17 protein-coding genes are annotated in these 26,247 nt (G+C 75.1%); 4 read left to right on the forward strand and 13 right to left on the reverse strand.

Annotated features, from left to right (window positions below; all coding sequences use genetic code 11):
• Positions 1–158: 158 nt before the first annotated feature.
• Positions 159–1,751 carry a fatty-acid--CoA ligase FadD1 gene (gene fadD1 / locus AB0N29_RS17710; RefSeq protein ID WP_364868722.1) on the reverse strand — a complete coding sequence of 531 codons (1,593 nt, stop codon included), beginning with the start codon at positions 1,749–1,751 and terminating at the stop codon, positions 159–161.
• A 170-nt stretch (positions 1,752–1,921) separates the two neighbouring features.
• Between fadD1 and AB0N29_RS17715 the strand changes: the two genes are divergently transcribed.
• Positions 1,922–3,184: a hypothetical protein gene (locus AB0N29_RS17715; RefSeq protein ID WP_364868724.1), complete on the forward strand. Its 1,263-nt coding sequence runs from the start codon at positions 1,922–1,924 to the stop codon at positions 3,182–3,184.
• Positions 3,181–3,807: a PaaI family thioesterase gene (locus tag AB0N29_RS17720; protein ID WP_364868727.1), complete on the forward strand. Its 627-nt coding sequence runs from the start codon at positions 3,181–3,183 to the stop codon at positions 3,805–3,807. Before AB0N29_RS17715 ends, AB0N29_RS17720 begins: the two co-directional genes overlap by 4 nt.
• A 3-nt stretch (positions 3,808–3,810) precedes the next feature.
• Here AB0N29_RS17720 and AB0N29_RS17725 read toward each other — a convergent pair whose 3' ends face one another.
• The 4 genes from AB0N29_RS17725 to AB0N29_RS17740 form a co-directional block, all read right to left on the reverse strand.
• Positions 3,811–5,145 (reverse strand): alpha/beta hydrolase domain-containing protein, encoded by a 1,335-nt coding sequence (locus tag AB0N29_RS17725; protein ID WP_364868729.1) that lies wholly within the window; start codon positions 5,143–5,145, stop codon positions 3,811–3,813.
• 40 nt (positions 5,146–5,185) lie between these two features.
• Entirely contained in the window at positions 5,186–8,866 is a 3,681-nt protein-coding gene (locus AB0N29_RS17730; RefSeq protein ID WP_364868731.1) for a SpoIIE family protein phosphatase, read from the reverse strand.
• Positions 8,867–8,918: 52 nt separating this feature from the next.
• The gene (locus AB0N29_RS17735) at positions 8,919–10,343 is read right to left on the reverse strand and encodes an SIR2 family protein (protein ID WP_364868733.1); all 1,425 of its coding nucleotides are present in this window, start codon (positions 10,341–10,343) and stop codon (positions 8,919–8,921) included.
• A gap of 76 nt (positions 10,344–10,419) precedes the next feature.
• A complete protein-coding gene (locus AB0N29_RS17740) occupies positions 10,420–10,716 on the reverse strand; it encodes a hypothetical protein (RefSeq protein WP_302267520.1) in 297 nt (98 codons plus the stop codon).
• An 84-nt stretch (positions 10,717–10,800) separates the two neighbouring features.
• Here AB0N29_RS17740 and AB0N29_RS17745 point away from each other — a divergent pair, with 84 nt between their 5' ends.
• On the forward strand, positions 10,801–11,877 hold the full coding sequence (locus AB0N29_RS17745) for a hypothetical protein (protein ID WP_302267521.1): 1,077 nt from the start codon (positions 10,801–10,803) through the stop codon (positions 11,875–11,877).
• A gap of 130 nt (positions 11,878–12,007) precedes the next feature.
• On the opposite strand, the gene AB0N29_RS17750 is transcribed toward AB0N29_RS17745, so the two are convergent.
• Positions 12,008–14,833, reverse strand: coding sequence for a crotonase/enoyl-CoA hydratase family protein (locus AB0N29_RS17750; RefSeq protein ID WP_364868736.1), 2,826 nt, complete (start codon positions 14,831–14,833; stop codon positions 12,008–12,010).
• A gap of 145 nt (positions 14,834–14,978) precedes the next feature.
• Between AB0N29_RS17750 and AB0N29_RS17755 the strand changes: the two genes are divergently transcribed.
• Positions 14,979–15,371, forward strand: coding sequence for a VOC family protein (locus AB0N29_RS17755; RefSeq protein WP_364868739.1), 393 nt, complete (start codon positions 14,979–14,981; stop codon positions 15,369–15,371).
• A 52-nt stretch (positions 15,372–15,423) separates the two neighbouring features.
• On the opposite strand, the gene AB0N29_RS17760 is transcribed toward AB0N29_RS17755, so the two are convergent.
• The 7 genes from AB0N29_RS17760 to rhaI are packed head-to-tail and all read right to left on the reverse strand — an operon-like array spanning position 15,424 to position 26,160.
• A complete protein-coding gene (locus AB0N29_RS17760) occupies positions 15,424–16,035 on the reverse strand; it encodes a lactate utilization protein C (RefSeq protein ID WP_364868741.1) in 612 nt (203 codons plus the stop codon).
• Positions 16,032–17,558, reverse strand: a complete 1,527-nt coding sequence (locus tag AB0N29_RS17765) for a lactate utilization protein B (RefSeq protein ID WP_364868743.1) — start codon at positions 17,556–17,558, stop codon at positions 16,032–16,034. The genes AB0N29_RS17760 and AB0N29_RS17765 overlap by 4 nt, the downstream gene beginning before the upstream one ends.
• Entirely contained in the window at positions 17,555–18,355 is an 801-nt protein-coding gene (locus AB0N29_RS17770; protein ID WP_302267525.1) for a (Fe-S)-binding protein, read from the reverse strand. The genes AB0N29_RS17765 and AB0N29_RS17770 overlap by 4 nt, the downstream gene beginning before the upstream one ends.
• 31 nt (positions 18,356–18,386) lie before the next feature.
• Positions 18,387–21,383, reverse strand: a complete 2,997-nt coding sequence (locus AB0N29_RS17775; protein ID WP_364868746.1) for a glycosyl hydrolase — start codon at positions 21,381–21,383, stop codon at positions 18,387–18,389.
• Positions 21,384–21,426: 43 nt separating this feature from the next.
• On the reverse strand, positions 21,427–22,920 hold the full coding sequence (locus tag AB0N29_RS17780; protein WP_364868748.1) for a rhamnulokinase family protein: 1,494 nt from the start codon (positions 22,918–22,920) through the stop codon (positions 21,427–21,429).
• On the reverse strand, positions 22,917–24,977 hold the full coding sequence (locus AB0N29_RS17785; protein ID WP_364868750.1) for a bifunctional aldolase/short-chain dehydrogenase: 2,061 nt from the start codon (positions 24,975–24,977) through the stop codon (positions 22,917–22,919). Before AB0N29_RS17785 ends, AB0N29_RS17780 begins: the two co-directional genes overlap by 4 nt.
• A gap of 4 nt (positions 24,978–24,981) precedes the next feature.
• Positions 24,982–26,160 (reverse strand): L-rhamnose isomerase, encoded by a 1,179-nt coding sequence (gene rhaI / locus AB0N29_RS17790; protein ID WP_364868752.1) that lies wholly within the window; start codon positions 26,158–26,160, stop codon positions 24,982–24,984.
• Positions 26,161–26,247: the final 87 nt, after the last annotated feature.

A 26,247-nucleotide genomic window follows, 5' to 3' on the forward strand; every position in this document is an offset into this window, starting at 1 on the left:
CCCCAACACTCTTTCCCCCCCCCCCGCTCTCCCTATCCCGAGCGCCAGCGAGCCGTCGTCGAGACCCGGCGACCGTCCCCAGCACCGTGGGCACCTCACCGGGTCTCGACGACGCTCGGCGCTGGCGCGCCTCCCTGCTCGACCAGCAGGGCGCGGGGTCAGGCGGGGACGGGGGCGCCGGCGGGGGCGTAGGTGCGACCTCGCTCCTCGCGCACCCACAGCTCGCCGTCGCCGGGCGTGGGGCCCTGGGCGATCAGCTCGCGCTTGACGACCTTGTTGGTGGCGGTGGAGGGCAGGTCGGGGGCGACGCGGACGTAGCGCGGCCAGGCCTTCGGCGAGAGGTCCTGCTGCTCGGCGAGGAACGCCTCGAGCTCGGCCGGGGTCAGCACGGCGTCGTCCTGCAGCACGATCGCGGCCATCACCTGGTCGCCGACGTTGCCGTCGGGGACGGCGTACACCGCGACCCGGTTGAGCTGCGGCAGGCGAAGGAAGATCCGCTCGATCGGGGCGGCGGCGAGGTTCTCGCCGTCGACCCGCATCCAGTCCGCGGTGCGGCCGGCGAGGTAGATCCAGCCGTCGGCGTCGCGGTAGGCCAGGTCCCCCGACCAGAACATCCCGTGGCGCATCCGCTCGTCGTTGGCCGCCTGGTCGTTGTAGTAGCCGGAGAAGTAGCCGGCGCCCTGGGTGTTGACCAGCTCGCCGACGGCCCGGTCGGCGTTGGCCAGCGCGCCGTGCTCGTCGAAGACCGCCGGCTCGCACTCGGTGACGGTCTCGGGGTCGTAGATCGCGACGCCGTCGAAGCCCTTGCCGATCGAGCCCTTGGGCGTCCCCGGCTCGCGGGTGATGATCACCGCGCTCTCGGTGGAGCCGAAGCCGTCCCAGACGGTGCAGCCGAACCGCCGCGAGAACTCCTCGATGTCGCGGTCGCTGGCCTCGTTGCCGAAGGCGACCCGCAGCGGGTTGTCGGCGTCGTCGGACTGCTCGGGCGTCGCGAGGACGTAGGCGAGCGGCTTGCCGACGTAGTTCATGTACGTCGCGCCGTAGTGGCGCACGTCGTCGAGGAAGTGCGAGGCCGAGAACTTCGCCGGCGCCATCGCGGCACCGGACCCGATCGCGACCGACCACCCGGCGAGGACCGCGTTGGAGTGGAACAGCGGCATCGAGAGGTAGCAGGTGTCGTCCGCGGTGACGGCGTACTTGTCGATGAGCGTGATGCCGGCGAAGAGCACCATCAGGTGCGCCACCTGCACGGCCTTGGGGTCACCGCTCGTCCCGGAGGTGAAGATCATCATGAAGGTGTCCATCGCCTCGACCTCGCGGTGCGGCACGAGCGGCCCGGCGCCGGCGACGAGCTCGTCGTACTCCGGCGTGCCCACCTCGAGCACGCGCACGCCGTCGAGGTCGAGCCCCTCGAGCAGCGGCCGGTGCTCGGCGTCGGTGAGCAGCACCTGCGCGTCGCAGCGGCGTACGTCGGCGGCCAGCCCGGCCCCGCGCCGGGTGTTGTTGACCCCGCACAGGACGTAGCCGCCCAGGGCGGCCGCGGCCATCGACCGCAGCATGTCGGGGGTGTTGCCGAGCAGGACCGCCACGTGGACCGGGCGCTCGGGGTCGACGAGCCCCAGCAGCGCCGACGCCTCCGCCGAGGCCTCCGCGACGTGCTCACGCCACGTCCAGGTGCGGTCGCCGTGCTTGACCGCGACCCCGTCGTCCTCGGCCCGCTCCCGCACCAGCTGCTGCACGTTCTCCGCCATTGCCCTCGCCCTCCGGCTCGCTTCTGCTCCCACCGAACTGGAACGTGTTCCAGATCACTCGACGCGCGTCAACATGTCCCCTGGTGTGACGTACGTCAACCGTTTCCGGGCAAAGAGTCCGAACTGTCAACACTGTTGACACCTCGGCGGTGGTGGCTGACGATGCCCGCATGACCAGCCGGTACGCCGACCTCTCGCGCGCCCAGCTCGCGACGCTCGTGCGCGAGCTGCTGCTGATCGGCCAGCTCATCGACCGCTCGGGCATGGCGTGGTGCATCGCCGCGTTCGGCCGCGAGGAGATGGCCCAGATCGCCATCGAGGAGTGGGCGGCGTCCTCGCCGGTCTACACCCGCCGGATGCAGCGGGCGCTGGGGTACGCCGCGGAGCCCGGCGAGGGCGACGTCGTGACGATCTTCAAGGGCCTGCAGCTCGACATCGGCGCTCCCCCGCAGTTCATGGACTTCCGCTACACCGTCCACGACCGGTGGCACGGCGAGTTCCACCTCGACCACTGCGGCGCGCTGATGGACGTCGAGCCGATGGGCCCCGACTACGTCCGCTCGATGTGCCACACGATCGAGGACCCGACCTTCGACGCCACCGCCGTCGCGACGAACCCGCGGGCGCAGGTGCGACCGGTCCACCGGCCCCCGCGGGTCCCCGCCGGGCGCACCCCGCACTGCGCCTGGACGGTGCGGATCGACCCGTCGTACCCGCCGGTCGAGGGCATCCCCGCCCTCGCCCTCGTCGAGCGCTCCCGCGCGGCCACCACGGAGCTGGACCCGGTGGACCCCCTCGACGAGGGGGCGGCCGACTACGCCGGGCCGCTGCTCGCCGACCTCGACCTCACCGCCTTCAGCCGCTCCGCGCTGGTGCGGATCGCCGACGAGGTCTGCCTGCAGATGCACCTGCTGAACCTCGCGTTCCTCCTCGCGCTGCGGGCGCGCACCCGGGACGACGGGGCCGGCGCCGCCCAGCACCGCACCATCGCGACCAAGCAGCTCACCGGCATCGCCGGTGTCGCCGCGGACCGGATCCGGCGCGCGCTCGACCTGCCCGCCGACGCCGACGGCGCCACCGAGGTGCTCCGGCTGCACCCGCTGCTCAACCCGGCGGCGTACGTCGAGGCGTCGGTCGGCACCCGGTCGGTCACCGTCGCCCCGTCGGCCGCGCACGCGGACAGCGCGTGGGTCACGCTGGTCGGCCCGGGCAGCACCGGTCCGCTGCAGGCGGCCGTGCGCGCCGTCAGCCCCTACCTCGACGTCGAGGTCACGGGCACCGCCGAGCACTGGACGGCCACCGTCGTCACCCGCGAGGAGCCGGCCGAGGAGCCCGACGAGGTCGCGGTGACCCGGATCAGCACGGGCGCCTCCTTCGAGTTCCAGCCGCGGCGCTCGCTGCCGATCACCCCGGTCCACCCGGCGCACGCGTGAGCCACCCGGTCTTCGTCCACGAGGACGTCCCCACCGCCGAGGTCGACCGGCTCGAGGCGCTGCACCGGCCGCTCGCCGACAGCGTCCGCGAGCTCGTCGACGCCACCATCCGCACCACCGTCGACGACGAGGAGGTGCACGCGGTCCGCGCGGAGGTCGACGCCCTCGTCGCCCGGTTGCGCGCCCGCCAGCTCGACGGCCCCGCCGGCGTCCGCTACAACTCCGAGGCCCGCAGCTGGAGCTGGGGCAACGCCGTGGTCGGCCAGCGCAACGCGGTCGCGCCGCCGCTGCGGGTCGTCCACGAGCCCGACGGGCTGGCCCACGCCGAGACCGTGCTCGGCGCGGCGTACGAGGGACCGCCCGGCATGGTCCACGGCGGCGTCGCCGCGATGCTGCTCGACCACGTCATGGGCGAGACGGCGAGCGCGTTCAAGCGGGTGACCTTCACCGGGACGCTCACCATGCGCTACGTCCGGAGCACGCCGCTCGGGCCGGTGCGGATCGAGAGCCGCATCGCCCGCGAGGAGGGACGCAAGGTGTTCGTCGTCGCGACGATCGGCGACCCCGACGGGGTGACCGTCGAGGCCGACGGCGTCTTCATCGTCCCCCGCTGGGCCACCTGAGGCTCACCCCCGCAGCGCCTCCTCGACGAGGTCGGGCCGGGCCTCGGCGAGCACCTCGTCGCGGTCCTCGGCGAGGACGAACCCGGCCGCGACCGCGGCGTCGGTCGCCCGCTCGTACGCCGCGAGGTAGCCGGCCACGTCGGGGTACGCCGCCGCCAGCCGCTCGGGCTCGACCGGCAGCGTGCTGCCGAACAGCTCGCAGATGACCGGCGCGCCCGGCTCGGTGTCGCCGGAGAGCACCTCCACGGCCGCGTCGACCGCGGGCGTGCGGACCCCGCCGCGGGCGTTGCCGACCTCGTCGGTCACGAACCGGCCGTCCTCGACCTCGAGCCGCTCGGCCGCGGGTGCGGCCGGTCCGCCGCGCGCCCACGCCTCGAGGTGCCGGACGGCCGCGCGGACGACGTAGGCCTGCTGGCCGCGGTTCACCGGCCGCGGGCAGGCGAGGTACTGCTCGCAGTCGCCGATCTGGAACTTGTCGGCGTGCGCGGTGCCCGCGACCTCCCACAGCCGCACGCGGTCGGCGTCCGGCTGCCGCGCGGGCAGGTAGGCCAGGCGGCCGGTCAGGTCGGTCTCGGTCTGCACCATGACGACCGGCACGTCGAGGTCGTCGCGGACGCGCACCGGCGGGTCGCAGCGGAAGACGCCGATGTCCACCGCGGCGCCCGGCTCCCCCAGCGGCATCGCGGCGCCGCCGCGGGAGTGCACGAGGAACCCGTCGAACCGGCCGGTGAGCGGCTGAAGGCCGTTGGCGTAGGTCGTCAGCGCGTACGCCGACTGCGACTCCCCCACCGCGAGCAGGCAGGTGACCGGGCCGGGCCCGCCGGCGAGGTGGTCCACCAGCGCGCCGGCCACCTCGGTGTAGACGTCGTAGGCGTACGCGTCGCCCGGGTGGTGCAGCGCGGCGTACCGCTCCTGCCCGCGCAGGCCCGCGCTCGGGGCTCCGAGCCCGACCGCGGAGACCCCGCCCATCACGCCGATGTGCTGGGCGGAGACCCCGGCCCAGGCGTGGCCGCGACGGACGACCTCCTCGGCCAGGTAGGTCCAGTCCGGGGCGGCGTCGGTGCCGGAGCTGACGTTGAGCCACTCCACCAGCAGGGTGCCGCTGAACGTCGCCGGGTCGGCCGGCGCGCGCAGCACGACCCGGGTGGCGAAGTCGGCGCGGTCGCGCTCGGCCAGCGCCCACCGTCCGTCCTGGGGCAGCTCGGCCGCGCTCCACGAGCGGGCGGTGCCGCTCGCGACCAGCTCGGACTCGACGTACCCCGCCGCGGCGAGGTCGGGGCCGGGCCGGGCGGCCAGCAGGCCGTGCTCGCCGGGCGGGAGGGGCGTCAGCGTGGTCACCCGGCCGATCCTGCCCGGTCGCGCCGCGCGCGTCCGGCGATCAGACCGACCGCTCCAGGACGACGGTCGTGCCGCTCTCGCTCGGGACCACCCGGACCTCGCCGGCGGCGCTCATCAGCGCGGCGCCGTGGCCCCGGTCCATGCTCGCCCGGCGCTCGCGCCAGCGGCCGAAGTCCTGCACCTCGACGCGGACCCGGCGCTGGACGTCGTCGACCTCGACCCGGACGAGCACGCGGTCGCGCGTCGGCGCCACGGCGTGCTCGACGGAGTTGTTGACCGCCTCGGAGAGGCTGATCAGCACCTCGAACACGTCGCGCTCGGTCAGCCCCGCGGCCAGCAGGCGGGGACCGACCTCGCGCCGCGCGCGGCCGGCGGCCTCGAGCGCCAGCGGGAGGTCGAGCTCGAGCTCCATCGGCACCAGCACCGACTGCGGCGGCGCGCCCGGCGGTCGCTGCAGGACCAGCACCGCGACGTCGTCGGTGCGCTCCCGGCCGGCCACCAGCCCGAGCACGTCGTCGACGATCGCGTGCACGTCGTCCCCCGCCCGGCTCGCGAGCAGCTGCACGAGCCGCTCGGGGCCGCCCTCCAGCTGGGTCGCGCGGTCCTCGACCAGCCCGTCGGTGTAGGCGACCAGGGTCGCGCCGGCCGGCACCTGCGTGCTCCCCGCGGACGGGGCCAGGCCGAAGGCCGCGCCGAGCGGCGGGGTGACCTCGCCGCCGAGCAGCTCCGCGCCGCCGTCGGGGCCGAGCAGCACCGGAGGCGGGTGCCCGGCGTTGCACCAGCTCAGCGTGCCGGAGACGACGTCGAGGTGACCCAGGAACATCGTCGTGAACGACGCACCGGGCATCCGGTCCATCAGCTCGTCGAGGGCGGCGACGCTCTCGGTGGGGCTCAGCCCCTCCAGCGCGTAGGCGCGGACGGCGGTCCGCAGCTGGCCCATGACCAGCGCGCTGGTCAGCCCCTGCCCGGCCACGTCGCCCATGCACAGCGCGACCCGGCCGTCGGGCAGCGCGAGCACGTCGTACCAGTCGCCGCCGACCTGGACCGAGCGCTCGGCGGGGCGGTACGCCGCGGCGAGCCGCAGCCCGGCGACGTCGGGGAGCCGCTCGGGCAGCAGGGCCCGCTGCAGCGTGGAGGCGACGACCACGTCGCGCTCGGCGTGCCAGCCCTCCTCGACGACCGCGGCGAGCACGCGGGTCACCGGCTCCAGGAGGGCCCGGCTCTGCGGGCGCAGCGCCGCCGCGGCGGGCAGCCGGACCTCGAGGGTGCCGAGCCGGTGGTCGCCCCGGCCCCGCACGGTCGCCGACAACAGCTCGGCCGACGCGCTCGGCGCACCGGCGCGGAAGGTCACGTCGGGCCCGCCGTCCTCGGCGGCCAGCGTCAGCACCACCTCGTCGGCCGGGAGCAGCGCCCGGACCTGCTCGACCAGGCTGCCCAGGGCGTCGTCGAGCCGCCGGCCGGAGGTGATCAGCGCCGCGGCGTCGGCCAGCTCGCGCAGCTGCGCGACGTGCTGGGTGCGCTGGCGGGCCAGGCGCAGGGTGGTGCGCAGCCGCGCGAGCAGGTCGGAGCTGGCGAACGGCTTGACGACGTAGTCGTCGGCGCCCAGGTCCAGGCCCTCGGCCGACGCGCCCTCCCCGGCCCGCGCGGAGAGCACGACGATCGGGAGCGTCGCGGTGCGCGGGTCCGCGCGCAGCGCCCGGACCAGCTCGAACCCGTCGAGCCGGGGCATCATCACGTCGGTCAGCAGCAGGTCCGGGACCTCGCGCAGGGCCAGGTCGAGGGCCACCCGGCCGTCGGCCACGGCCGTCACCTCCCACCCCTCGCCCTCCAGGAGCCGGGTGACGTGCTCGCGCATGTCGGCGTTGTCGTCGGCGACCAGGACGCGCGTCCGCTCGCCGGGAGGTACGTCGCCGGCCCGGCCGGCCGGCTCGGCGGACCGCTCGAGCGACACCCACGACTCCGCCTCCTCGACCGCGGCCGCCAGCCGCGGGCCGGACGGGCCGGGCCTGCCGTCCGTGCCGTGCGCACCTCGGGTCGGCGCCGGAGCGGAGCGGACGGGCAGCCGCACGGTGAAGGTCGTGCCGGCGCCGACCCGGCTGTCGACGTCGACCGTGCCGCCGTGCAGCGCCACCAGCTCGCCGACGAGCGCCAGGCCGATGCCCGAGCCCTCGTGGCTGCGGGAGCGGGCGCCGCGGGCGCGGTGGAACCGGTCGAAGAGCCGGGGCAGGTCCTCCTCGGCGACCCCGACGCCGGTGTCGGCCACGACGAGCCGGACCTCCTCCGCGTCGCCCTCGAGCCGGACCGTGATGCCGCCGGTGAAGGTGAACTTCAGCGCGTTGGAGAGCAGGTTCGTCACGATCGTCTCCCAGTGCACCGGGTCGACGAGCGTCGGCGGCAGGGCGGCGCAGGCGACGTCCAGGGTCAGCCCGCCGCGCTCGACCGCGGCCCGGAAGCCGCTGGCGACGTCGGAGGTGAGCGCCGGCAGGTCGACGACCTCGGGCTCGCTCGCGGCGGCCCCCGCCTCGAGGGAGGAGAAGGTGAGCAGGTTGTTGACGAGCTTGAGCAGCCGCCGCGAGGCCCGCAGGGCCGTGCCGACCCGGTCGCGCTGCGCCGGAGCGAGCGGTTCCTCCTGGTCCTCCAGCGCGTCGCCGAGCGGTCCGAGCATCAGCGTCAGCGGGGTGCGGAACTCGTGGCTGACGTTGGTGAAGAACTCGGTCTTCACCCGGTCCAGCTCGGCCAGCGCCTCCGCGCGGGCGCGCTCCTCCTCGTAGGCCAGCGCGTTGCGCAGCGCCGTCCCGACCTGCTGGGCGAGGAGACCGAGGAAGGAGCGGTACAGGTCGTCGAGCGCCCGGCTCGGCGAGACCCCGGCGACCAGGACGCCGAGCGGGGTGCGGGGGTCCGCCGACGGGATCGGGATCGACACCGCCTCGGTGACCGGCTCGGAGAACGCGCCGCCGAGGACCTGCGTGCCGGGCGGCACCGCGACGGTCGTGGCGGCGCCGCGGCCGGCGGCGCCGAGGCCCCACGGGTCGTCGTCCCCGGCCAGGTCGGCCGCCTCGGGCAGGCCGTCGATCGAGGCGGCGACGCGGCGCAGGCGGTCCCCCGAGCGCAGGTAGAGACCGACGAACGGCACGTCGAGGGGCCGCTCCTCGACCGCGGCCAGGATCCGGCCGGCGACCTCGTCGACGGGCACGGTGGTGTCGTCGGCCAGCGTGACGGCCTGGAGCAGGCGCAGCCGCCGCTCGCCGACCACCTGCTCGGTCACCTCCGAGCAGACCGTGAGCACGCCCCGGGTCACGCCCTCGTCGTCCTCGGCCGGTGCGTGGCTGACGCTGAAGTACGCCTCCTCGCGGTAGCCGGCCCGCTCGAGCAGCAGCTGCAGGGCCGGCACCCAGCTCGCGACCCCGGTCGCCATGGCCTCGGCGATGAGCGGGCCGAGGACGGGCCAGCCCTCCGAGAGGGTCACCCGGCAGTCGCCGCCCATCGCGGCGGGGTGGCGGTCGCCGATGAGCGCGGAGTAGGCGTCGTTGTAGATCTGGGTGAACTGCTCGCCCCAGAGGATCAGCATCGGGTAGCGCGAGGACTGCGCCGTGCGCACCAGCACCCGCAGCGTCTCGGGCCAGGTGTCCGGCTCGCCGACCGGTGTCGCGGACCAGTCCGTGCGCGCCATCAGGCGCCCGACGGGGGTGCCCTCGTCGAACAGGTCGCGCCGCTGGCCCACCAGGCCTCCTTCCGCCGTGCCGCGGCGGGAGCCTACGCGACGGGCACGACGCTCATTCCTCCCCGGCGCCCAGCGCGTCGAGGGCGGCCACCAGCGGGCGCCAGGCACCGGTCGCGTCGTGCTCGCCGGCCGCGGCCCGCAGGCGTCGTACGTCGGCGGCGAGGGCCTGCCCGTCCTCGTCGAGCAGGCCGGAGAAGCGGGGGTCGAGCAGCCACCGGGCGTCGTCGGAGGCGCGTGCCGCGACCGCGTCGAGGAAGATCTCGAGGTTCCGGGCCCGCTCCTCGAGCCGCCCGCCCGGGAGCGTCAGCCAGGACAGCTGCCCGCCCCACAGCTGCCCGCGCGCGGCGTCGTCGTCGACGTCGAGCACCGTGCCGACCTCGCCGACGACGCCGTGCTGCTCGCGGTGCACCTGGACCTCCTGGGCCAGCCGGACCACGTTGTCGTCGGTCATCGAGGAGCCGACGACGAGCAGGTGCCGGGTGAGCAGGAGGTTCTGCAGCATCGCCCCCGTCGGCCCCACCTCGGCGGTGAACCGGACGACGTCGCGGCGGGTCAGCACGATGCTCTCGGGGTGGTCGACGTCGCCGTGCAGCTTCAGCACCCAGCCGGCCGCCTCGAGCGGGCTGGCCCACGGCAGCACCGCCACGTCCCCGCCGGCCGCACGCACGGCGGTCTCGTAGAGCCGGTCGTAGTTCGTCGTCACCGTCGCCCGGCACCCCAGGCCGGCCAGCAGCCCGTGGGCCAGCGACCCGCGCTCCGCACCCCCGCACAGCTCCGCGACCCGCTCGCCGAGGTCGGGCACCCGCTGCTCGAGGAGCTGCGCCCGGTCGAGGAGGGTGAGCCGGTCGACCGCCGGGCCGTCGTGCCCGCCGGTGCGCTCGGCGAGCAGCCGCAGCATCCGGCCCCACGACGGCAGGCCGGCCGGGACGCTGACGCCGGCCCCCAGGAACAGCGCGAGGTCCCCGCGACGGGCGAGGGCGCCGAGCCGGTCGGCCTCGGCGGCCAGCCCCTCCTCGAGCGGCGGCGCCGCCAGGCCGGCCCGGACGTGCTGGGCCGCGGCGTGCACCGCGGCGTCCGGGACGACGACGGCGACGTCGAGGTCGACCCGCTGCACGGCGTCGAGCAGCCCGGCCAGCAGCTCCTGGAGCACCTCGCCGCGGTCCCGGTCGTGGCCGCCGCCCTCGAGGCCGAGCACCGGCACCGCGAGCACGGGCTTGACCCGTCCGCCGGCCGGCGGGAGGTCGCTGGCCGCCACCTCCTCGACGACGGCCAGCACGCGGCGTACCAGCTCCGCGGGCGGGACGCCGTCACCGGAGCCGACGCTGACGAACCAGACCGACGGGCCGCCGTCGAGCACGGGGCGCCAGCTGTCGGCGACCTCGCCGGAGTCGTTCGTGGGCACGACGGCGGCGTCGTGGACGACCGTCTCGATGCGGCCGCGGACGAGGAACAGGTGGCCTGGGTACGTCGTCGGCATCTCCGCCGCTCGGTCCCCCGCCCCGGCCGGTCGCAGACCCGGCGGAGCCGTCAGCGGCGTGGCCGGGCCACCCGGGTCAGGTGCCGCAGGGCCGGTCGGAGCCGGCCAGCGCGAGGACGCGGCCGACGTGGGCGGGCAGCAGGTCGACCGGTGCCGCACGGCCGGGGAGCCCGGGGTTCGGCTCGGTGAACCAGCCGGCGATCGCGTCCAGGTCGTAGCCCTGGTCGGCCAGCACCGCGGCCACGGCCTCGACGTCGTCACGTGGCGTCCCCGCGTCGTCGTACCAGAAGGCGGGACGGTCGCGCCGCTCCCCGCGCTCGACGGTCCGCAGCGCGACCGTCCCAGCTCCGCTCGAGGCCAGCCCCATGTCCATGCTCCTACGGTGCCTGCCGGCGCCTGTGACCATGCTCACCCCAGGGGGTGACGCGCGTTGGTGGAGCGGGTACGGGGCCAGACGATGTCCCCCTCCCCCGCCGCCCACCCCTGGCGACGACTGCGGACCGCCTCCTGGGAGCACCCCCGATGGCTCCTGGCGGTCAAGACAGCTCTCGCCGCGGGCGCCGCCTGGCTGCTCGTGCAACCGCTCGACGGCCCGATCGGCGACTACCCCTACTACGCGCCCATGGGCGCCGCCGCCGTGATGTCGACGACGGTCGCCGGCTCCATCCGCACCTCCGTCCAGGCCGTCGGCGCGATCGCGCTCGGCGCCCTCATCGCCGCCGGGGCCGGCCTCCTCGACGCCCCCGGCTGGCTCGCGCTGACCCTGACCATCGCGGTCGCGACGCTGCTCGCCGGGATCCGGCTGCTCGGCGCGATGGGTGGCTGGGTCTTGGTCGCGGCGTTGTTCGTGCTGATCATCGGCGGCCACGACCCGGAGGCGTACGTCGCGGCGTACGTCGGCCTGACGGCGTTCGGCGCCGTCGTGGCGACCGTCGTCAACGCGCTCGTCCCGCAGCTGCCGCTCGCCCCCGTGGCGCGGGCCCAGGCGCGCCTGCGCCACCGGCTCGCCGACGAGCTGGACGGCCTGGCCGACGGCCTGCTCGCCGAGGAGCTGCTCGACACCTCGTTCTGGGAGGAGCAGCGCCGCCGGCTCGAGCCGCACGTCGAGGAGCTGCGGGCGCTCGTCGCCGAGGCCAACGACGCGCGGCGGGCGAACTGGCGCGCCGGCCACTGGACCCAGACCGCGGACCGGCGCTACGACCAGGCGCGGGCGCTGGAACGGCTGGCCGGCTGCGTGGACGAGGTCTCCGCGCTCGTCACCGACCAGCGCGCCGCCGTGCACCGCGACGACGAGCCGTCGCAGGACCTGCGCGACACGATGGCCCGGGCGATGCGCGCCGTGGCGACGATGCTGCGCAGCGCCGAGGAGGACCCGCGCGAGGAGGACGCCGCCACCGTCCCCACCGCCGACGCCGAACGTGCCGTCGAGGAGCTCGGCCTGCTCGTCGCCCGGCTCGCCACCACCGATGACAAGCACCTGTCCGCGGCTGCTGTGTGGGTGAACCTGGAGCGGGCCGTCGAGGCGTGGTCGTGACCGGTCCGGCGGGGCCGGCGGGCGGGTGTCGCGGCATGTAACGCGCTGTTCGGTGATCTACCCACCCGTTGCAACGTGCGGGTAGTGCACCGAACGGCGCGTTACATGAGCCCGTACGCCGCAGCCGCGGTCAGCGGCCCCGCCACACCGGGTCGCGGTGCTCGGCGAAGGCGGCGATGCCCTCGGCGGCGTCCTCGGACATGACCGCGACGGCCGCGAGGTCGCTCTGCCGGGCGAAGGCCTCCTCGGGCGACCAGCCGGGCGACTCGAGCACGATCCGGCGGCTCGCGGCGACCGAGAGCGGGGCGTTGGCGACGATCTCGTCGGCCAGGGCGAGCGCCGTGTCGAGGACGGCGCCGGGCGCGGCCAGCCGGTTGACGAGGCCGAGCTCGGCCATCCGCGTCGCCGGCATCGGGTTGCCGGTGAGCGCGAGCTCCATGGCGACGTTCCGGGGCAGCCGCTCGGCCAGCCGCATGACGCCGCCGGCGGCCGCCACGAGCCCCCGCTTGGGCTCCGGGACGCCGAACTGGGAGTCGTCGGCGGCCACGATCAGGTCGGCGACCAGGGCCAGCTCGCAGCCGCCGGCGAGCGCGTGCCCCTCCACCGCGGCGATGACCGGCTTGCTGATCGGCAGCCCGGCGATGCCGAGCGGCCCGCGCCGGTCGGTCAGCGCGAACGAGCCGCCCGCCGCGGCCTTGAGGTCCATCCCGGCCGAGAACGTCCCGCCCGCCCCGGTCAGCACCGCGACCCGCGCCTCGTCGTCGGCCTCGAAGGCGTCGATGACCCGCTCGAGCAGCTGGGCGGTCTGCAGGTCGATGGCGTTGCGGCGGTGGGGGCGGTTGATCGTGATGACCAGCACCGGGCCGCGGCGCTCGGTCAGCAGCGGCGGCTCCGGCGGCTCGGGCAGCTCGTGGCGCTCGGCGCCGGTGAAGCGCACGTTCTTGGCGTCGGCCACCTCGACCGGGCGGCGCAGCGGGTCGCCGCCCACGACCTGCTTCAGCACCTCGGGCTGTGCGGAGCGCACCAGCACCCGGGAGCCGTCGGGGGTCAGCACGCTGAGGATCGCGTGCTCGGGCGCACCCGACCGGTCGTACTGCGCGGTCGCCGCCTCCACGACGCCCGGACCGGACCAGGTGTCCAGCGCCGGGCGGGAGCGCTCGGGGAGCAGGACCGGGGCGAGCGCGCGGTACGGCGCGCGCGGCGGCGTCGCGGAGTAGATGCCCAGCGCGTGCTTGGTCACGAACCAGCCGAGCGAGGTCGACAGCCCGTAGGCCTCGGGGTCCTCGCGCAGCCGGCCGACGAGCGTCGCGACCGCGTGGGTGCCGTAGTTGTTCCCCGGGCCCCCCGCGAAGGTCAGCCCGCCGGTCACCGACAGCGGCCGCCGCGGGTCGTCGAGCGGGAACCCGAGCTCGCCCGCCGCGATCTGCACCGCCGCCGGGAAGCAGGAGTAGAGGTCGACGTGGTCGACGTCGTCGGGACCGATGCCGGCGTGCGCGAACGCCGCCTCGCCGATCGCCCGGATCGCCGGCGAGGCTGCGAGGTCGCGCCGCTCGGAGACGAACCACTCGTCGTACGCCGCGGCCCCGGCGTGCAGGAAGACCCACTTGTCCTGGGGGATGCCGAGCGCGTCGGCGGCCGCGACGCTGGTGACGACGACGCCGGCGGCGAGGTCGACGGTGAGGTTCGCGCACAGCAGCTTCGGGTAGGGCTCGCTGATCATCCGGTTGCCGCCGCCGGGCGTCGCGAGCTCCTCGGGCGTGAACGCCTTCGGGAGCCAGGCGTGCTCGTTGCCCGCGGCGACCTCGGAGAGGCGCGACCACAGGCCCGTGATGGTGCGCAGGTGCTCCTCGGGGGACTCGCCGGCCTTCGCCCGCACGGCGGACTCCATCAGCGCGTAGGTGTAGACCGGCACGGTCAGGCCGGCCGCCGACTCCGGCCCGTTGTTGGCCTCGCGGTCGCTGCCGATCACCCGGTCGGGCGCCACGTCGGCGGGCTGGGTCGGCCAGTCGAGGTCGATGCCCTGCTTCTGCGCCGCGGCGAGGGTGGCGCCGGCCTCCGCGCCGCAGACCAGCACGACGTCGGCGCGCCCCTCGGCGACCGCCTGGCCGGCGGTGTTGACGAGGACCTGGCCGGCGTCGCCGCCGTACGGCGCGGACATCGCGGTCTCGCCCGGCTCCGCGCCGAGCGCCTCGGCGACCAGGGCAGCGGCGTCGCGGTAGGTCCACGACGCGCTCGCGACGGCGTACACCGCGTCGGCCGCCGCCAGCAGCTCCGAGCCCGCGCCGCTGTCCACGCCCGCGCGGCGCAGCGCCTCGACGGCGAGCGCGACCGGGTCCTCGGGCGCGCCGAGGTCGGGCTCGCGCTGGGCGACCTGCCCCACGCCGACGAGGACCGGCGTGCTGGGGTCGAGGCGGGCGCCGGTGCGCTCGTGGACGACGGTACGGCGCGGGAACCGGCCGCCCGCGGCCACGGCCGGGTCCGCGGCGAGCTCTGCGGCGAGCCCGGCGAACCGGGTCGCGGACTCCGTCAGCGCCTCCTCGACGCTGGCCGCGACCGTCGCGCCGAGCGGGCCCTCGACCGGGTCCCCGCCGATGCCGGCCTCCACCGCGACGCGGACCGACCCGTCGGTGCCGGTGACGCTGGTCCGCAGCCCGAGCACCAGGTCCATCGGGCCGGTGCCCTCGAGGCCGACCAGGCCGTCGTCGGCCGCGACGACGGTCCAGGCGATGTCGGCCGGGATCCCCATCAAGGTGACCTGCTCCTCGAAGGTGTCCCCCACGCTGGCCACCTCCGGCGGCGACCCGCGGAACGACGCGTGCAGGCTCAGCCACGCGGCGTACTGCGAGAGGTCGGCGACCAGGCCCTGCGCCAGGGCGAGCGGCGCGGCGACGTCCGCGGACGCGCGCACCACGCGCGGGTAGCCGGCGGGCTGGGTGGGCAGGTCGGACTCGCTCATGCGGACTCCCGGGGGCAACAAACAGTCAGGCGTGACTGTTTGTTGGGGAGGGTAGCGGAATCCCCGCTCCCTGGCCGCCGATGAGTCCGGCGTCCGGCCACGGTCTCCTCCGGCAGCCACTCACCCCGACCCGCAGGAGACCCCGATGAGCCGCATGATCTTCCTGAACCTCCCCGTCGCCGACGTCCAGCGCGCACGCGACTTCTGGACCGCTCTCGGCCTCACCTTCGACGAGCAGTTCAGCGACGGCAAGGCCGCGTGCCTGGTCCTCAACGAGCAGTGCAGCGCGATGCTGCTGCAGGAGGAGTTCTTCCACTCCTTCCACGGCACCACCTCCGCGGGCGGCACCGAGGTGCTGGTCTGCCTCGCCGCCGGGAGCCGCGAGGAGGTCGACGAGCTGTGCACCCGCGCCGCCGCGGCCGGCGCCACCGACGCCGACGCGCGGACCGGCGAGGGCCCGATGTACGGCGGCTCCTTCCGCGACCCCGACGGCCACGTCTGGGAGGTCATGCACATGGACATGTCCGCGATGGGCTGAGCCGTCCCGGCCGGCGGCGCTCCCCCGGCCACCAGCGACGACGCCGGGCGGGTCAGGCGGGGTCGACGACGACCACGTGCAGGGTGCGCGGGCCGTGGACGCCCTCGACCCGGTCGAGCTCGATGTCGCTGGTGGCCGAGGGGCCGCTGATCCAGGTCATCGGGCGCAGCGGGTCGAGCCGGGCGAGCGCGTCGGGCACGTCGGGCACGACCTGCTCGGCGCGGACGACGCACACGTGCCGGTCGGGCACCAGCGTGACCGCGCGCCGGCCCTGGCCGGGGCCGTGGTCCAGCACGATCGTGCCGGTCTCGGCGACGCCGACCGCCGCCTCGGTGACCACGGCGTCGACCCGGTCGAGCTGCAGGGCGGTGTGGCCCGTGTCGACCACGGCACCCGCCACGTCGAACGACAGGCCCGCCGGCACGACGACCGTGCCGGACCCGCCCGGCAGGTGCCGGGCGAGGGCGGCGGCGACGGTCGCCTCGACGTCGGTGGGGGCGCAGCGCTCGACGACGGCGCGGTAGTGCTCGACGCGGTCGGCGAAGTGCCCGACCAGGTCCGCCACCGGAGTGATCCGCGGCGCCGGGGCCTCGGGCGCCGTCCGGTCCACCCCGTCCAGCGCCGAGCGCACCCGGCCCAGGATCTCGTCGCGTGCGCTGGTCATGAGCGTCCTCCATCGGCCCGGCCACCATCGGCCCGGCCACCATCGGCCCGGCCACCATCGGTCCGCCGCCACCACGCACGGAACGACTCCCGCGGCGGCGCGGGCAGGTCCCGCGCACCGGTCCAGGCGGCGGCACCCGGGCCGGGGATGCGCCCGGCGGCGGAGCGGCCGCCCGGCAGCGTCGTGCGTCCGAAGCGGGTGAGCAGGCGCCCGGCGACGCCGGAGGCCCTCTCGACCCAGCCCAGCCGGCGGCTGTCGCCGAAGGACCAGGCCGCCGCCTTCATCGCCACCGCCTCGGCCTTGGGGACGGTGTCGTCGCGGTGGCTGTCGACCACCTTCGAGCGCAGGTGGACCAGCACCTCCGGGATGTCGATGCGCACGGGGCAGACCTCGAAGCACGCGCCGCACAGCGAGGAGGCGTACGGCAGCGAGTCGGTCTGGGGGTCGCCGGTCCCCTTCATCAGCGGGTTCAGGATCGCGCCGATCGGGCCGGGGTAGACCGAGCCGTAGGCGTGGCCCCCGGTCCGCTCGTAGACCGGGCAGGCGTTCAGGCAGGCCGAGCACCGGATGCAGCGCAGCGCCTGCCGCCCGACGTCGTCGGCCAGCGCCCGGGTGCGCCCGTTGTCGAGCAGCACGACGTGCACCTCCTGCGGCCCGTCGCCGGGCGTGACGCCGGTCCAGGTCGAGGTGTAGGGGTTCATCCGCTCACCGGTCGAGGACCGCGGCAGCAGCCGCAGCAGCGGGTCGAGCTCGGCGAACGTCGGCACGACCTTCTCGATGCCGACGACGCTGATGAGCACCTCGGGCAGGGTCAGGCACATCCGGCCGTTGCCCTCGGACTCCACCACGACCAGCGTGCCGGTCTCGGCGACCGCGAAGTTCGCCCCCGAGACCGCGACCTTGGCGCGCAGGAACTTCTCGCGCAGGTGCTCCCGGGCGGCGCCGGCCAGGACGGCCGGCTCGTCGGTGAGGTCGGCCGGCGCCGGTCGCCCGACCTCGCCCATCGCGCGCAGGAAGATCTCGCGCACCTCGGCCCGGTTGCGGTGGATCGCCGGGACCAGGATGTGGCTGGGCAGGTCGTCGCCGAGCTGCACGATGAGCTCGGCGAGGTCGGTCTCCCACGCGGCGATGCCGTGCTCGGCCAGCGCCTCGTTCAGGCCGATCTCCTGGGTGGCCATCGACTTGACCTTCACGACCTCGTCGGCGCCGTGGTCGCGGGCGACCCGGGCGACGATCTCGTTGGCCTCCGCGGCGTTGCGGGCCCAGTGGACCGTCGCGCCGCGGGCGGTCAGCGACTCCTCGAGCCGCACCAGGTGGGTGTCGAGGTCACGGAGGGCGGCCTCCTTGACCGCCGCGCCCGCGAGCCGCAGCTCCTCCCACTCCTCGACCTCGCCGACGACGGCGGCCCGCTTGGCGCGGATCGTCGAGGTGGCGTGGGCCAGGTTGTGGCGCAGCTGGGTGTCGGCCAGCGCGGACCGCGCGGCGGTCGGGAACGCCGGCATCCCGACGAACGTCGCGCTCACCGCTGCTCCCCCCGTGCCAGCTCGACCTCGGGATGAGCCGAGGCCCCACCAGGCGGTCCGCTCGCGCCCTCCTCGGTCGAGGCGAGGATCTCGGCGAGGTGCACGACGCGTACGCCGGCCTGCTGGCGCGACAGCACGCCGCCGACGTGCATCAGGCAGGAGTTGTCCCCGGCCACCAGCACCTCCGCACCGGTCTCGCGGACGTGGCGCGCCTTGTCCGCGCCCATCGCCACCGAGGTGTCGGCGTTCTTGACCGCGAACGTCCCGCCGAAGCCGCAGCACTGCTCGGCCTGCGGCAGGTCCAGCAGGCGCAGGCCGCGGACGTTCTCCAGCAGCTGCCGGGGCCGGTCGCCGACGCCGAGCATCCGCAGCGAGTGGCAGGTCGGGTGGTAGGTCACGGTGTGCGGGAAGTAGGCGCCCACGTCGACCACGCCGAGCACGTCGACGAGGAACTCGCTCAGCTCGTAGACCTTCGGCGAGGTCTCCGCGACCGCGGCGGCCAGCCCGGCGTCACCGGAGCGGCGCGCCACGAGGCCGTGCTGGTGCCGCGCGGACCCCGCGCACGACCCGCTGGGGGTCACGACGGCGTCGTACCCGGCGAACGCGTCGACGAAGGTCCGCACCACCGGCACGGCCTCGTCGAGGTAGCCGGTGTTGACCATCGGCTGCGCGCAGCAGGTCTGGGCCGCGGGGAACTCCACGTCCACCCCGAGCCGGCGCAGCAGCCGGACGACCGCCTTGCCGGTCTCGGGGAACATCGCGTCGTTGACGCAGGTGACCATCAGTGCGACGCGCATGGCTCCACCCTCGCACTCCCGTGGGGATCCATCAGGTGGTCAGCTTCCTCTCGACGTAGGGGACGAGCCGGACCGGGCCGACGAGGCCGTAGTCCTGCCGCGCTGCGACGCCGTACACCTCGGGCGTGACGGTGCGCAAACGATTGATCAGTGTACTCGCCACCTCGACCTCCACCACGTTGCGACCGGCTCGCAGCGTGTGTCCCAGGTCGACGGTGGTGTCGAGGACGTCGCACGGCGGCAGCGCCCGGCCGTTGACGGTCACCCGGAAGGTGTCGTTGACCTCGCCGAGCTCGAGCAGGGCGCCGTCCTCGGGCCCCCAGGACCTGTCGAGCTCGACCACGGTGCGGTAGCGGCCGACGCCGGAGACGTCCTCCAGCCCCGGGACGCGCGACCACGGTACGAGGGTCGTGAGCTCGGCGCGGCGCAGCGGCCGGACGGTCTCGGTCGCCGTCCGGCCCGGCTGCCAGTCCTCGACGACCAGCTCCCACCTGGCCGGGACGACCGGCTCGTGCACCCGGGCGACCGCGGTGGCCACCTGCCGGCCGCCGGCGAGCGTCGCGGTGTGCCGGCCGGGCGTGGCCGCCCGCAGCAGGAGTCCGCGGTCGTCGCGCCGCACGTCACCGGTCGAGGCGACCACGGCGGGGGTGCGGTCGCCCGGGTGGGGCGCGCCGAGCGCGACGACGGTCGACTGGCCGGGGAGCAGGTCGACGCGGACCCGGACGCGCCGGCCCTGGCGCTCGTGCGCCGCCAGCGGCGTGATCGTCCCGGTCCAGGCGTCGAGGAGGTACGGCACCGCGTCGCCGCGGGTGCTGGTGAGCCAGACGTCCTGGGTGACCCGCACCAGGCGCCGGTTCTCGGCGTGCTTGGCGTTGGCCAGGTAGTACAGGTCGGTGTCCCCGACCACCCGGCGCACGTGCGCCACCGTCGAGCGCTCGTGCTCGACGTCGCGGACCACCCCGAGCGCGGCCAGGGCGAGCGGGATGTCGGCGTCGGTGGCGGCGGCACGCGTGGTCGGGAGGGCGGCGAGCTCGGCGACCAGGCGCCGGACCTCCGCGGTCTCGCCGTCCTGCGGCAGCCCGACCGGCTCGGCGGTCGTCCAGTCCCCGCGGAGCACGACGGGCAGGCCGGCGCGGCCCAGCTCGAGGAGCCGGCGCGCGGTGGCCACGGCGATGGTGCGCTCCTGGCCGCGGAACTGGTCGGGACCCACGACGACGGCCTTGTACGCCGGCCCGTCGGGCGCGAGCACTCCCCCGCGGACCGTGGCCAGCGGGAGGTCGAGCAGCGCCGGGGTGGCGAAGGAGTGGGTCCAGCCGAGCGGGATGCCGTCGTTGGTGGCCCACGGGGCGCCGATTCCGGTGGAGGTCCAGCCCTTCTGCCGCAGGAAGACCACGTCGTACTTCGGCACGCCCGTCTGCAGGACCAGCTGGGTGCGGGCGAGGTACGCCGCGACGTCGGGCACGTGCCGCCACTGCGGGGTCCGCGGGCCCCAGGCCTCGCCGTACCCCACCGCACCGTCGTAGTACGGCGAGAACGCGGCGAAGCCCGGCCAGGTGACGCCCGGGGCGTCGGCGTAGGCGAAGCCGTGCAGGACGGCGGAGTTCACACCGGCGGCGAAGATGCTGTTGAGCGTCTGCAGCGCACGGTCCCACGTGGTGTTGTAGGCCGCGCCGAAGTAGCAGGCCGCCTCGCAGGAGAGCAGCGTGTGGCCGGCCATGTCCCGGCCACCGGCCATGACGCGGTAGTCGTCGAGGTTCTTGAAGCCCAGCGACTCGGTCTCCGGGACGTCGAGCAGGGCGGCGTGCTCGACGGTGTCGGTCTCGAGCCCGTAGGGCTGCACCCGCAGCCCCAGGCCCAGGCTGCGCGCGAACCGCTGCAGCGGCAGCAGGTGGTGGTCGCGGTAGAGGTCGCTGAGCACCTGGTTGAAGTCGTCGCGCACCCGCGTGGTGGCGACGGCGTCGGTGAAGGCGAACAGGTACTTCTCGTGGGCCTCGACGACGGCGGGCAGGTGCGGGAGCAGGTCGTAGCCGGCCCGCTCGCGGAACTCCGCGAGCATGCGCGGCGTCCAGATCGTCGCGTCGGTCTCGATCTCGAGGGAGTCCTCGAAGAGGTAGCCGCCGGCCTCGGCCAGCAGGCGGCGCATCTCCTTGTCGAGGACGCGGTCCTGCCACAGCTCGACGACGGCGTCGGAGCCGGCGGCGCTGAAGTGGTCGACGACCCACGAGCGCGGGTTGGTGTGCGGACCCGCCTCGGGCTCCTGCGCGGAGCCGCGGCGCCAGTACGACAGCACGGTCCAGGCACCGTCGGCGGGCGGGGTCCAGGTGAGCCGCCCGTCGCGGACCTGATCGGTGAGGTCGACCAGCGAGGACCGGTCGAGGGTCGTGACGGCCTTGACCGTGCCGAGGTCCCGGAAGGCCTGGACGGCGACCAGCTCGCGGCGGGTGGCGGCGCTCGCGGCCGGCACAGCCGGCTCGGGGACCGGGCCGTCGTACGACGAGCCGGCCGCGACGTCGGCGCGCCCGTGGGCGAGCTCGGTGCAGGCGGCGTCGTCGTCGGGGGTGATCGTGGGGACGGCGGCGGGCCAGGACGGACCGACGGTGATGTCGATGCGCACGTCGCGCTTCGCGCCCCGCTCGAGCGCGGCCTTGACGCCCGCGACCCACGAGGGGCTCCCCCAGCCGTGGCGCTCGAGGTCGATCTCTATGTCGCGCGCCCGCAGCGAGTGGGTGACGTCGGCGACCTCGAGGATGCCGAAGCCGGCGTCGGCGACCTGGTCGACCTCGCGGGCGACCTCGCGCGGGTCGACGAGGCCGTGCGGCCACCACCAGCGGAAGCCCGCGGCCGTCCCGGTGCCGGGCTCGGCGAACGCGCGGACCAGGTCCCGGGGCAGGGAGCCCGGGTGCGGCTTGCCGGGCGCCGCCGAGGCGGCGGAGGCGAGGGGGTCGGCGAGGGCCGCGACACCGGCGGCCGCGGCGGCGGCACCGAAGAGCGAACGACGGCGGACGGCGAGTGTGGGGGGCTGGCTCATGGTTCTCCGAGAGGTGAGGGGTGGGGGGAGGTGCCCGGCGGGGTCAGGCGCTGGTGACGCGCGCCTCGGCGCCGTCCCAGTCGAGCCCCGGGCGCGGCTCGAAGCGGTGGAGCTCGTGGGTACGCCGCACGAGGTCGCGCATGGCGGCCAGGTCCGGCAGCCCGGCCCCCAGCGAGCGGGCCTGCACCAGCACGTTGCCGAGCGCCGCGGCCTCCGACGGCCCGGCGAGCACCGGCAGGCCGGTGGCGTCGGCGGTGAGCTGGCAGAGCAGGTGGTTCTGCGAGCCGCCGCCGACCACGTGCACGACGGTCGGCGCCCGGCCGGCGAGGTCTGCCGCGACGCGCAGGTGGCGGCGGTAGGCCAGGGCGAGGCTGTCGAGGATGCACCGGGTCACCGCGACCGGCGTGCGCGGGACGGGCTCGCCGGCCTCCTCGGCGAGCCGGGCGATCCGTGCCGGCATGCTCGTGGCGGCGGAGGTGCCGGGGGGCAGCAGGCGCGGGTCGTTGATGTCCACGACGGTGCGCAGGGCCGGGGCGTCGGCGGCGCCGGCCAGCAGGGAGGGCAGGTCGGCGCCGGCGATCCGCTCGTCGGCCCAGGCGCGGACCGACTCCGAGAGCACCCACATGCCCATGACGTTCTTGAGGAACCGCACGGTCCCGTCGACGCCGCCCTCGTTGGTGAAGTCGGCCAGCCGGGCCGCCTCGGTGAGCACCGGCTCGTCCAGCTCCAGCCCGACCAGCGACCATGTGCCGGAGGAGATGTAGGCGAAGTCGTCCTCGGTGGCCGGCACGCCGACGACCGCGGAGGCGGTGTCGTGCGAGCCGACCGCGACCACCGGCAGGTCGGTGGTGGTCCCGAGCTGGGCGGCCACCTCGGGCAGGACCCGGCCGACCAGGTCGCCGGGGTCGCGCAGCGGCGGCAGGACCGCCCACGGCAGGCCGACCCGGGCGGCGAGGTCGGTGGCCCAGCCGCCCGAGCGGACGTCGTACAGCCCGGTGGTGGAGGCGTTGGTGCGCTCGGCGCCGACGTTCCCGGTCAGCCAGTAGCCGAGCAGGTCCGGCAGCAGCAGCAGCGTCTCGGCCGCCTCGAGGGCCGCGGTCCCCCGGGCCGCGACCAGCTGGTAGACGGTGTTGAACGGCAGCTGCTGGAGGCCCGTCGTCGCGTACATCTCCGCCGCGCCCACCTGCTGCAGCACCCGCGCCGCGACACCGTCGGAGCGCGCGTCGCGGTGACTGTAGGGGTTGCCGAGCAGGTGGCCGTCGCGGTCCAGCAGGCCGTAGTCGACCGCCCAGGAGTCGATGCCGATGCCGTCGAGCGGCCCGGTGCGGGCCACCTCCCGGACACCCGCGAGCAGCTCGCGGTGGATGCCGAGCACGTCCCAGAACAGCGAGCCGTGCGCGCGCACTCCCCCGTTGGGGAAGCGGTGCACCTCCTCCAGGTGGAGCGAGCGCGGCCCGACCCGGCCGGCCATCACGCGGCCGCTGGTGGCCCCGAGGTCGACGGCCGCGACGCGCACCGGCCGGGTCGGAGCCGTCACCGCAGGAACGCGGCGGCGACGCCGGCGTCGACCGGCACGTGCAGGCCGGTGGTGTGCGACAGGTCGGAGGTGCACAGGACGAACACCGCGTTGGCGATGTTCTCCGGCAGCACCTCGCGCTTGAGGATGGTGCGCTGGGCGTAGAACTTGCCCAGGTCCTTCTCCTCCACGCCGTAGACCGCGGCCCGGTTGGCTCCCCAGCCGCTGGCGAAGATGCCCGAGCCCTGGACGACGCCGTCGGGGTTGACGCCGTTGACCTTGATCCCGTGGGCGCCCAGCTCGGCGGCGAGCAGGCGCACCTGGTGGGCCTGGTCGGCCTTCGCGGCGGAGTAGGCGATGTTGTTGGGGCCGGCGAAGATCGAGTTCTTGCTGGAGATGTAGACGATGTCGCCGCCCATCTCCTGCTCGACCATCACCCTCGCGGTCGCCTTGGACACCAGGAACGAGCCCTTGGCCATCACGTCGTGCTGCAGGTCCCAGTCGGCCTCGGTCGTGTCGAGCAGCGCCTTGGACAGCGAGAGCCCGGCGTTGTTGACGACCAGGTCGAGACCGCCGAAGGCGAGCACGGCCGCGTCGACCATGGCCTGGACGGCGTCGGCCTTGCTGACGTCCGCGGCGACGCCGACGGCCACGTCCGGGCCGCCGATCTCCGCCGCGGCGGCCTCGGCCTTCTCCAGCGACAGGTCGGCGACGACGACGCAGGCGCCCTCGGCGGCGAGCCGCTTGGCGGTGGCCTTGCCGATGCCGCCGGCGGCACCGGTGACCAGCGCGATCCGGGTGGCGAGCGGCTTGGGCTTCGGCATCCGCTGGAGCTTGGCCTCCTCCAGCGCCCAGTACTCGATGCGGAACTTCTCCGCCTCGTCGATCGGCGCGTACGTCGAGAGGCCCTCGGCCCCGCGCATCACGTTGATGGCGTTGACGTAGAACTCGCCGGCCACGCGCGCGGTCTGCTTGTCCTTGCCGAAGGAGAACATGCCGACGCCGGGCACCAGCACGATCAGCGGGTCCTTGCCGCGGATCGCCGGGCTGTCCGGGGTCGCGTGCCGGTCGTAGTAGGCCTGGTAGTCCTCGCGGTAGGACACCGCGAGCTCCTGGAGCCGGGCGATGCTGTCCTCGACCGAGGCGCCCGCGGGCAGGTCCAGCACGAGCGGCTTGACCTTGGTGCGCAGGAAGTGGTCGGGGCAGGAGGTGCCCAGCGCGGCCAGCCGCGGGTGCTCGGCGTGCGCGAGGAAGTCCAGGACGACGTCGGCGTCGGTGAAGTGGCCGACCATGGGCCGGTCCGCCGAGGCGATGCCCCGGATGGTCGGGGCGAGGGCGGCGGCCTTGGCGCGGCGCTCGGCGTCCGGCAGCGCGGCGTACCCCTCCAGCGCGGGGCCGAACGGCTCGGCCGCGCTGTTCTCGGCGATGTAGTCGGCCGCGGTGTCGATGATCCACAGCGAGCGGGCCTCGGCCTCCTCGCTGGTCTCGCCCCACGCGGTGATGCCGTGGCCGCCGAGGATGCAGCCGACCGCGTTGGGGTTGGCCGCCTTGATCGCGGCGATGTCGAGGCCGAGCTGGAAGCCCGGTCGGCGCCACGGGACCCAGACGACCTTCCCGCCGAAGATCTCCTTGGTGAGCGCCTCGCCGTCGGCGGCGGTCGCGATCGCGATGCCGGAGTCGGGGTGCAGGTGGTCGACGTGCGCGGCGTCGACGAGCCCGTGCATGGCGGTGTCGATCGACGGCGCGGCGCCGCCCTTGCCGTGCAGGCAGTAGTCGAAGGCCGCGACCATCTCGTCCTCGCGGTCGATGCCGGGGTAGACGTCGACGAGGGCGCGCATCCGGTCCAGGCGGAGCACGGCGAGGCCGGGCTCCCGGAGGGTGCCGAGGTCGCCGCCGGAGCCCTTGACCCACAGCAGCTCGACCGGCTCGCCGGTCACCGGGTCGGTCTCGGTGCCCTTGGCGGAGGTGTTGCCGCCCGCGTAGTTGGTGTTCTTGGGGTCCGCGCCGAGGCGGTTGGACCGCTCGATCAGCGCGGCGGCCGCGGGGTTGGTCTGCTTCGCGGTGCTGGAGTCGGTCATGTCCTCAGTTCCATCCTGCCTGCGTGCCGCCGATGCGGTCCGCCTCGATCTGCTGCTGGTGGCCCGACTCGGCGTACGCGCGCATCGGGTTGGCGGGGAGGCCGCGCTGCTCGCGCCAGGCGGCGAGGTCGGCGCGGACGTCGGTGGAGAAGGCGTCCATGAAGATCTCGTTCGCGCCGAGCACGTCACCGGCCTCCTGGGCGACGGTGAGCGCCGCGCGGTCCACGAGCAGCGCGCGCGCCGTCATCTCCTGCACGTTGAGCACCGAGCGGATCTGGCCGGGGATCTTCGCCTCGATGTTGTGGCACTGGTCGAGCATGAACGCGACGTCGCTGTGCCCGTCGGGGTTCGCGGGGCCGTAGCCGCCGCCGCGGATCACCTCGAACAGGATGCGGAAGAGCTGGAAGGGGTCGGCCGACCCGACGATGAGGTCGTCGTCGGCGTAGAAGCGGCTGTTGAAGTCGAAGGAGCCGAGCCGCCCCAGGCGCAGCAGCTGCATGACGATGAACTCGATGTTCGTGCCCGGCGCGTGGTGGCCGGTGTCGAGGCAGACCACGGCGCGGTCGCCGAGAGCCGCGACCTGGACGTACGACGTGCCCCAGTCCGGGACGTCGGTGTGGTAGAAGGCCGGCTCGAAGAACTTGTACTCCAGCACCAGCCGCTGGTCCTCGCCGAGCCGGTCGTAGATCGCCGAGAGCGACTCGTGCAGCCGGTCCTGGCGCCCGCGCAGGTCGGCCTGGCCGGGGTAGTTGCTGCCCTCGGCGAGCCAGATCTTCAGGTCGCGCGATCCGGTGGCGTCCATGACGTCGATGCACTCGAAGTGGTGGTCGATCGCCTTCTGGCGGATCTTGGCGTCGGTGTGGGTCAGGGCGCCGAGCTTGTAGTCGTCGTCCTGGAAGGTGTTGGAGTTGATCGTCCCGAGCCGCACGCCGTGGTCCTCGGCGTACCGGCGCAGCGCGGCGTAGTCGTCGACGAGGTCCCACGGGATGTGGAGGGCGACCGACGGCGCGAGGCCGGTGAAGCGGTGCACGGTCGCGGCGTCGGCGACCTTCTCCTCCACGGTGCGGGCCGTGCCGGGCGAGCCGAACACCTTGAACCGGGTGCCGGAGTTGCCGAACGCCCACGAGGGCAGCTCGATGGCCTGCCCCTCGAGCTGGGGGGCGATCTGGGCGAAGTCAGTCATCTCATCTCCGATTGAAACGTTTCATGCCGAACGGCGCGAAGGCCCGCGGGTGGCGGGCAGGCCACGGGGGCTGCGGGGGTGGTGCGG

The organism is Nocardioides sp. NPDC092400 (genome assembly GCF_040684155.1).
Taxonomy (GTDB): Bacteria; Actinomycetota; Actinomycetes; order Propionibacteriales; family Nocardioidaceae; genus Nocardioides.

Excerpts from the sequence above, each read along its gene's own strand:
- AB0N29_RS17775 (WP_364868746.1), bottom strand. The coding sequence starts at position 21,383 with ATGAGCCAGCCCCCCACACTCGCCGTCCGCCGTCGTTCGCTCTTCGGT.
- AB0N29_RS17715 (WP_364868724.1), top strand. The coding sequence starts at position 1,922 with ATGACCAGCCGGTACGCCGACCTCTCGCGCGCCCAGCTCGCGACGCTC.
- AB0N29_RS17755 (WP_364868739.1), top strand. The coding sequence starts at position 14,979 with ATGAGCCGCATGATCTTCCTGAACCTCCCCGTCGCCGACGTCCAGCGC.
- rhaI (WP_364868752.1), bottom strand. The coding sequence starts at position 26,160 with ATGACTGACTTCGCCCAGATCGCCCCCCAGCTCGAGGGGCAGGCCATC.
- AB0N29_RS17750 (WP_364868736.1), bottom strand. The coding sequence starts at position 14,833 with ATGAGCGAGTCCGACCTGCCCACCCAGCCCGCCGGCTACCCGCGCGTG.
- AB0N29_RS17745 (WP_302267521.1), top strand. The coding sequence starts at position 10,801 with ATGTCCCCCTCCCCCGCCGCCCACCCCTGGCGACGACTGCGGACCGCC.
- AB0N29_RS17740 (WP_302267520.1), bottom strand. The coding sequence starts at position 10,716 with ATGGACATGGGGCTGGCCTCGAGCGGAGCTGGGACGGTCGCGCTGCGG.
- fadD1 (WP_364868722.1), bottom strand. The coding sequence starts at position 1,751 with ATGGCGGAGAACGTGCAGCAGCTGGTGCGGGAGCGGGCCGAGGACGAC.
- AB0N29_RS17735 (WP_364868733.1), bottom strand. The coding sequence starts at position 10,343 with ATGCCGACGACGTACCCAGGCCACCTGTTCCTCGTCCGCGGCCGCATC.
- AB0N29_RS17760 (WP_364868741.1), bottom strand. The coding sequence starts at position 16,035 with ATGACCAGCGCACGCGACGAGATCCTGGGCCGGGTGCGCTCGGCGCTG.
- AB0N29_RS17770 (WP_302267525.1), bottom strand. The coding sequence starts at position 18,355 with ATGCGCGTCGCACTGATGGTCACCTGCGTCAACGACGCGATGTTCCCC.
- AB0N29_RS17785 (WP_364868750.1), bottom strand. The coding sequence starts at position 24,977 with ATGACCGACTCCAGCACCGCGAAGCAGACCAACCCCGCGGCCGCCGCG.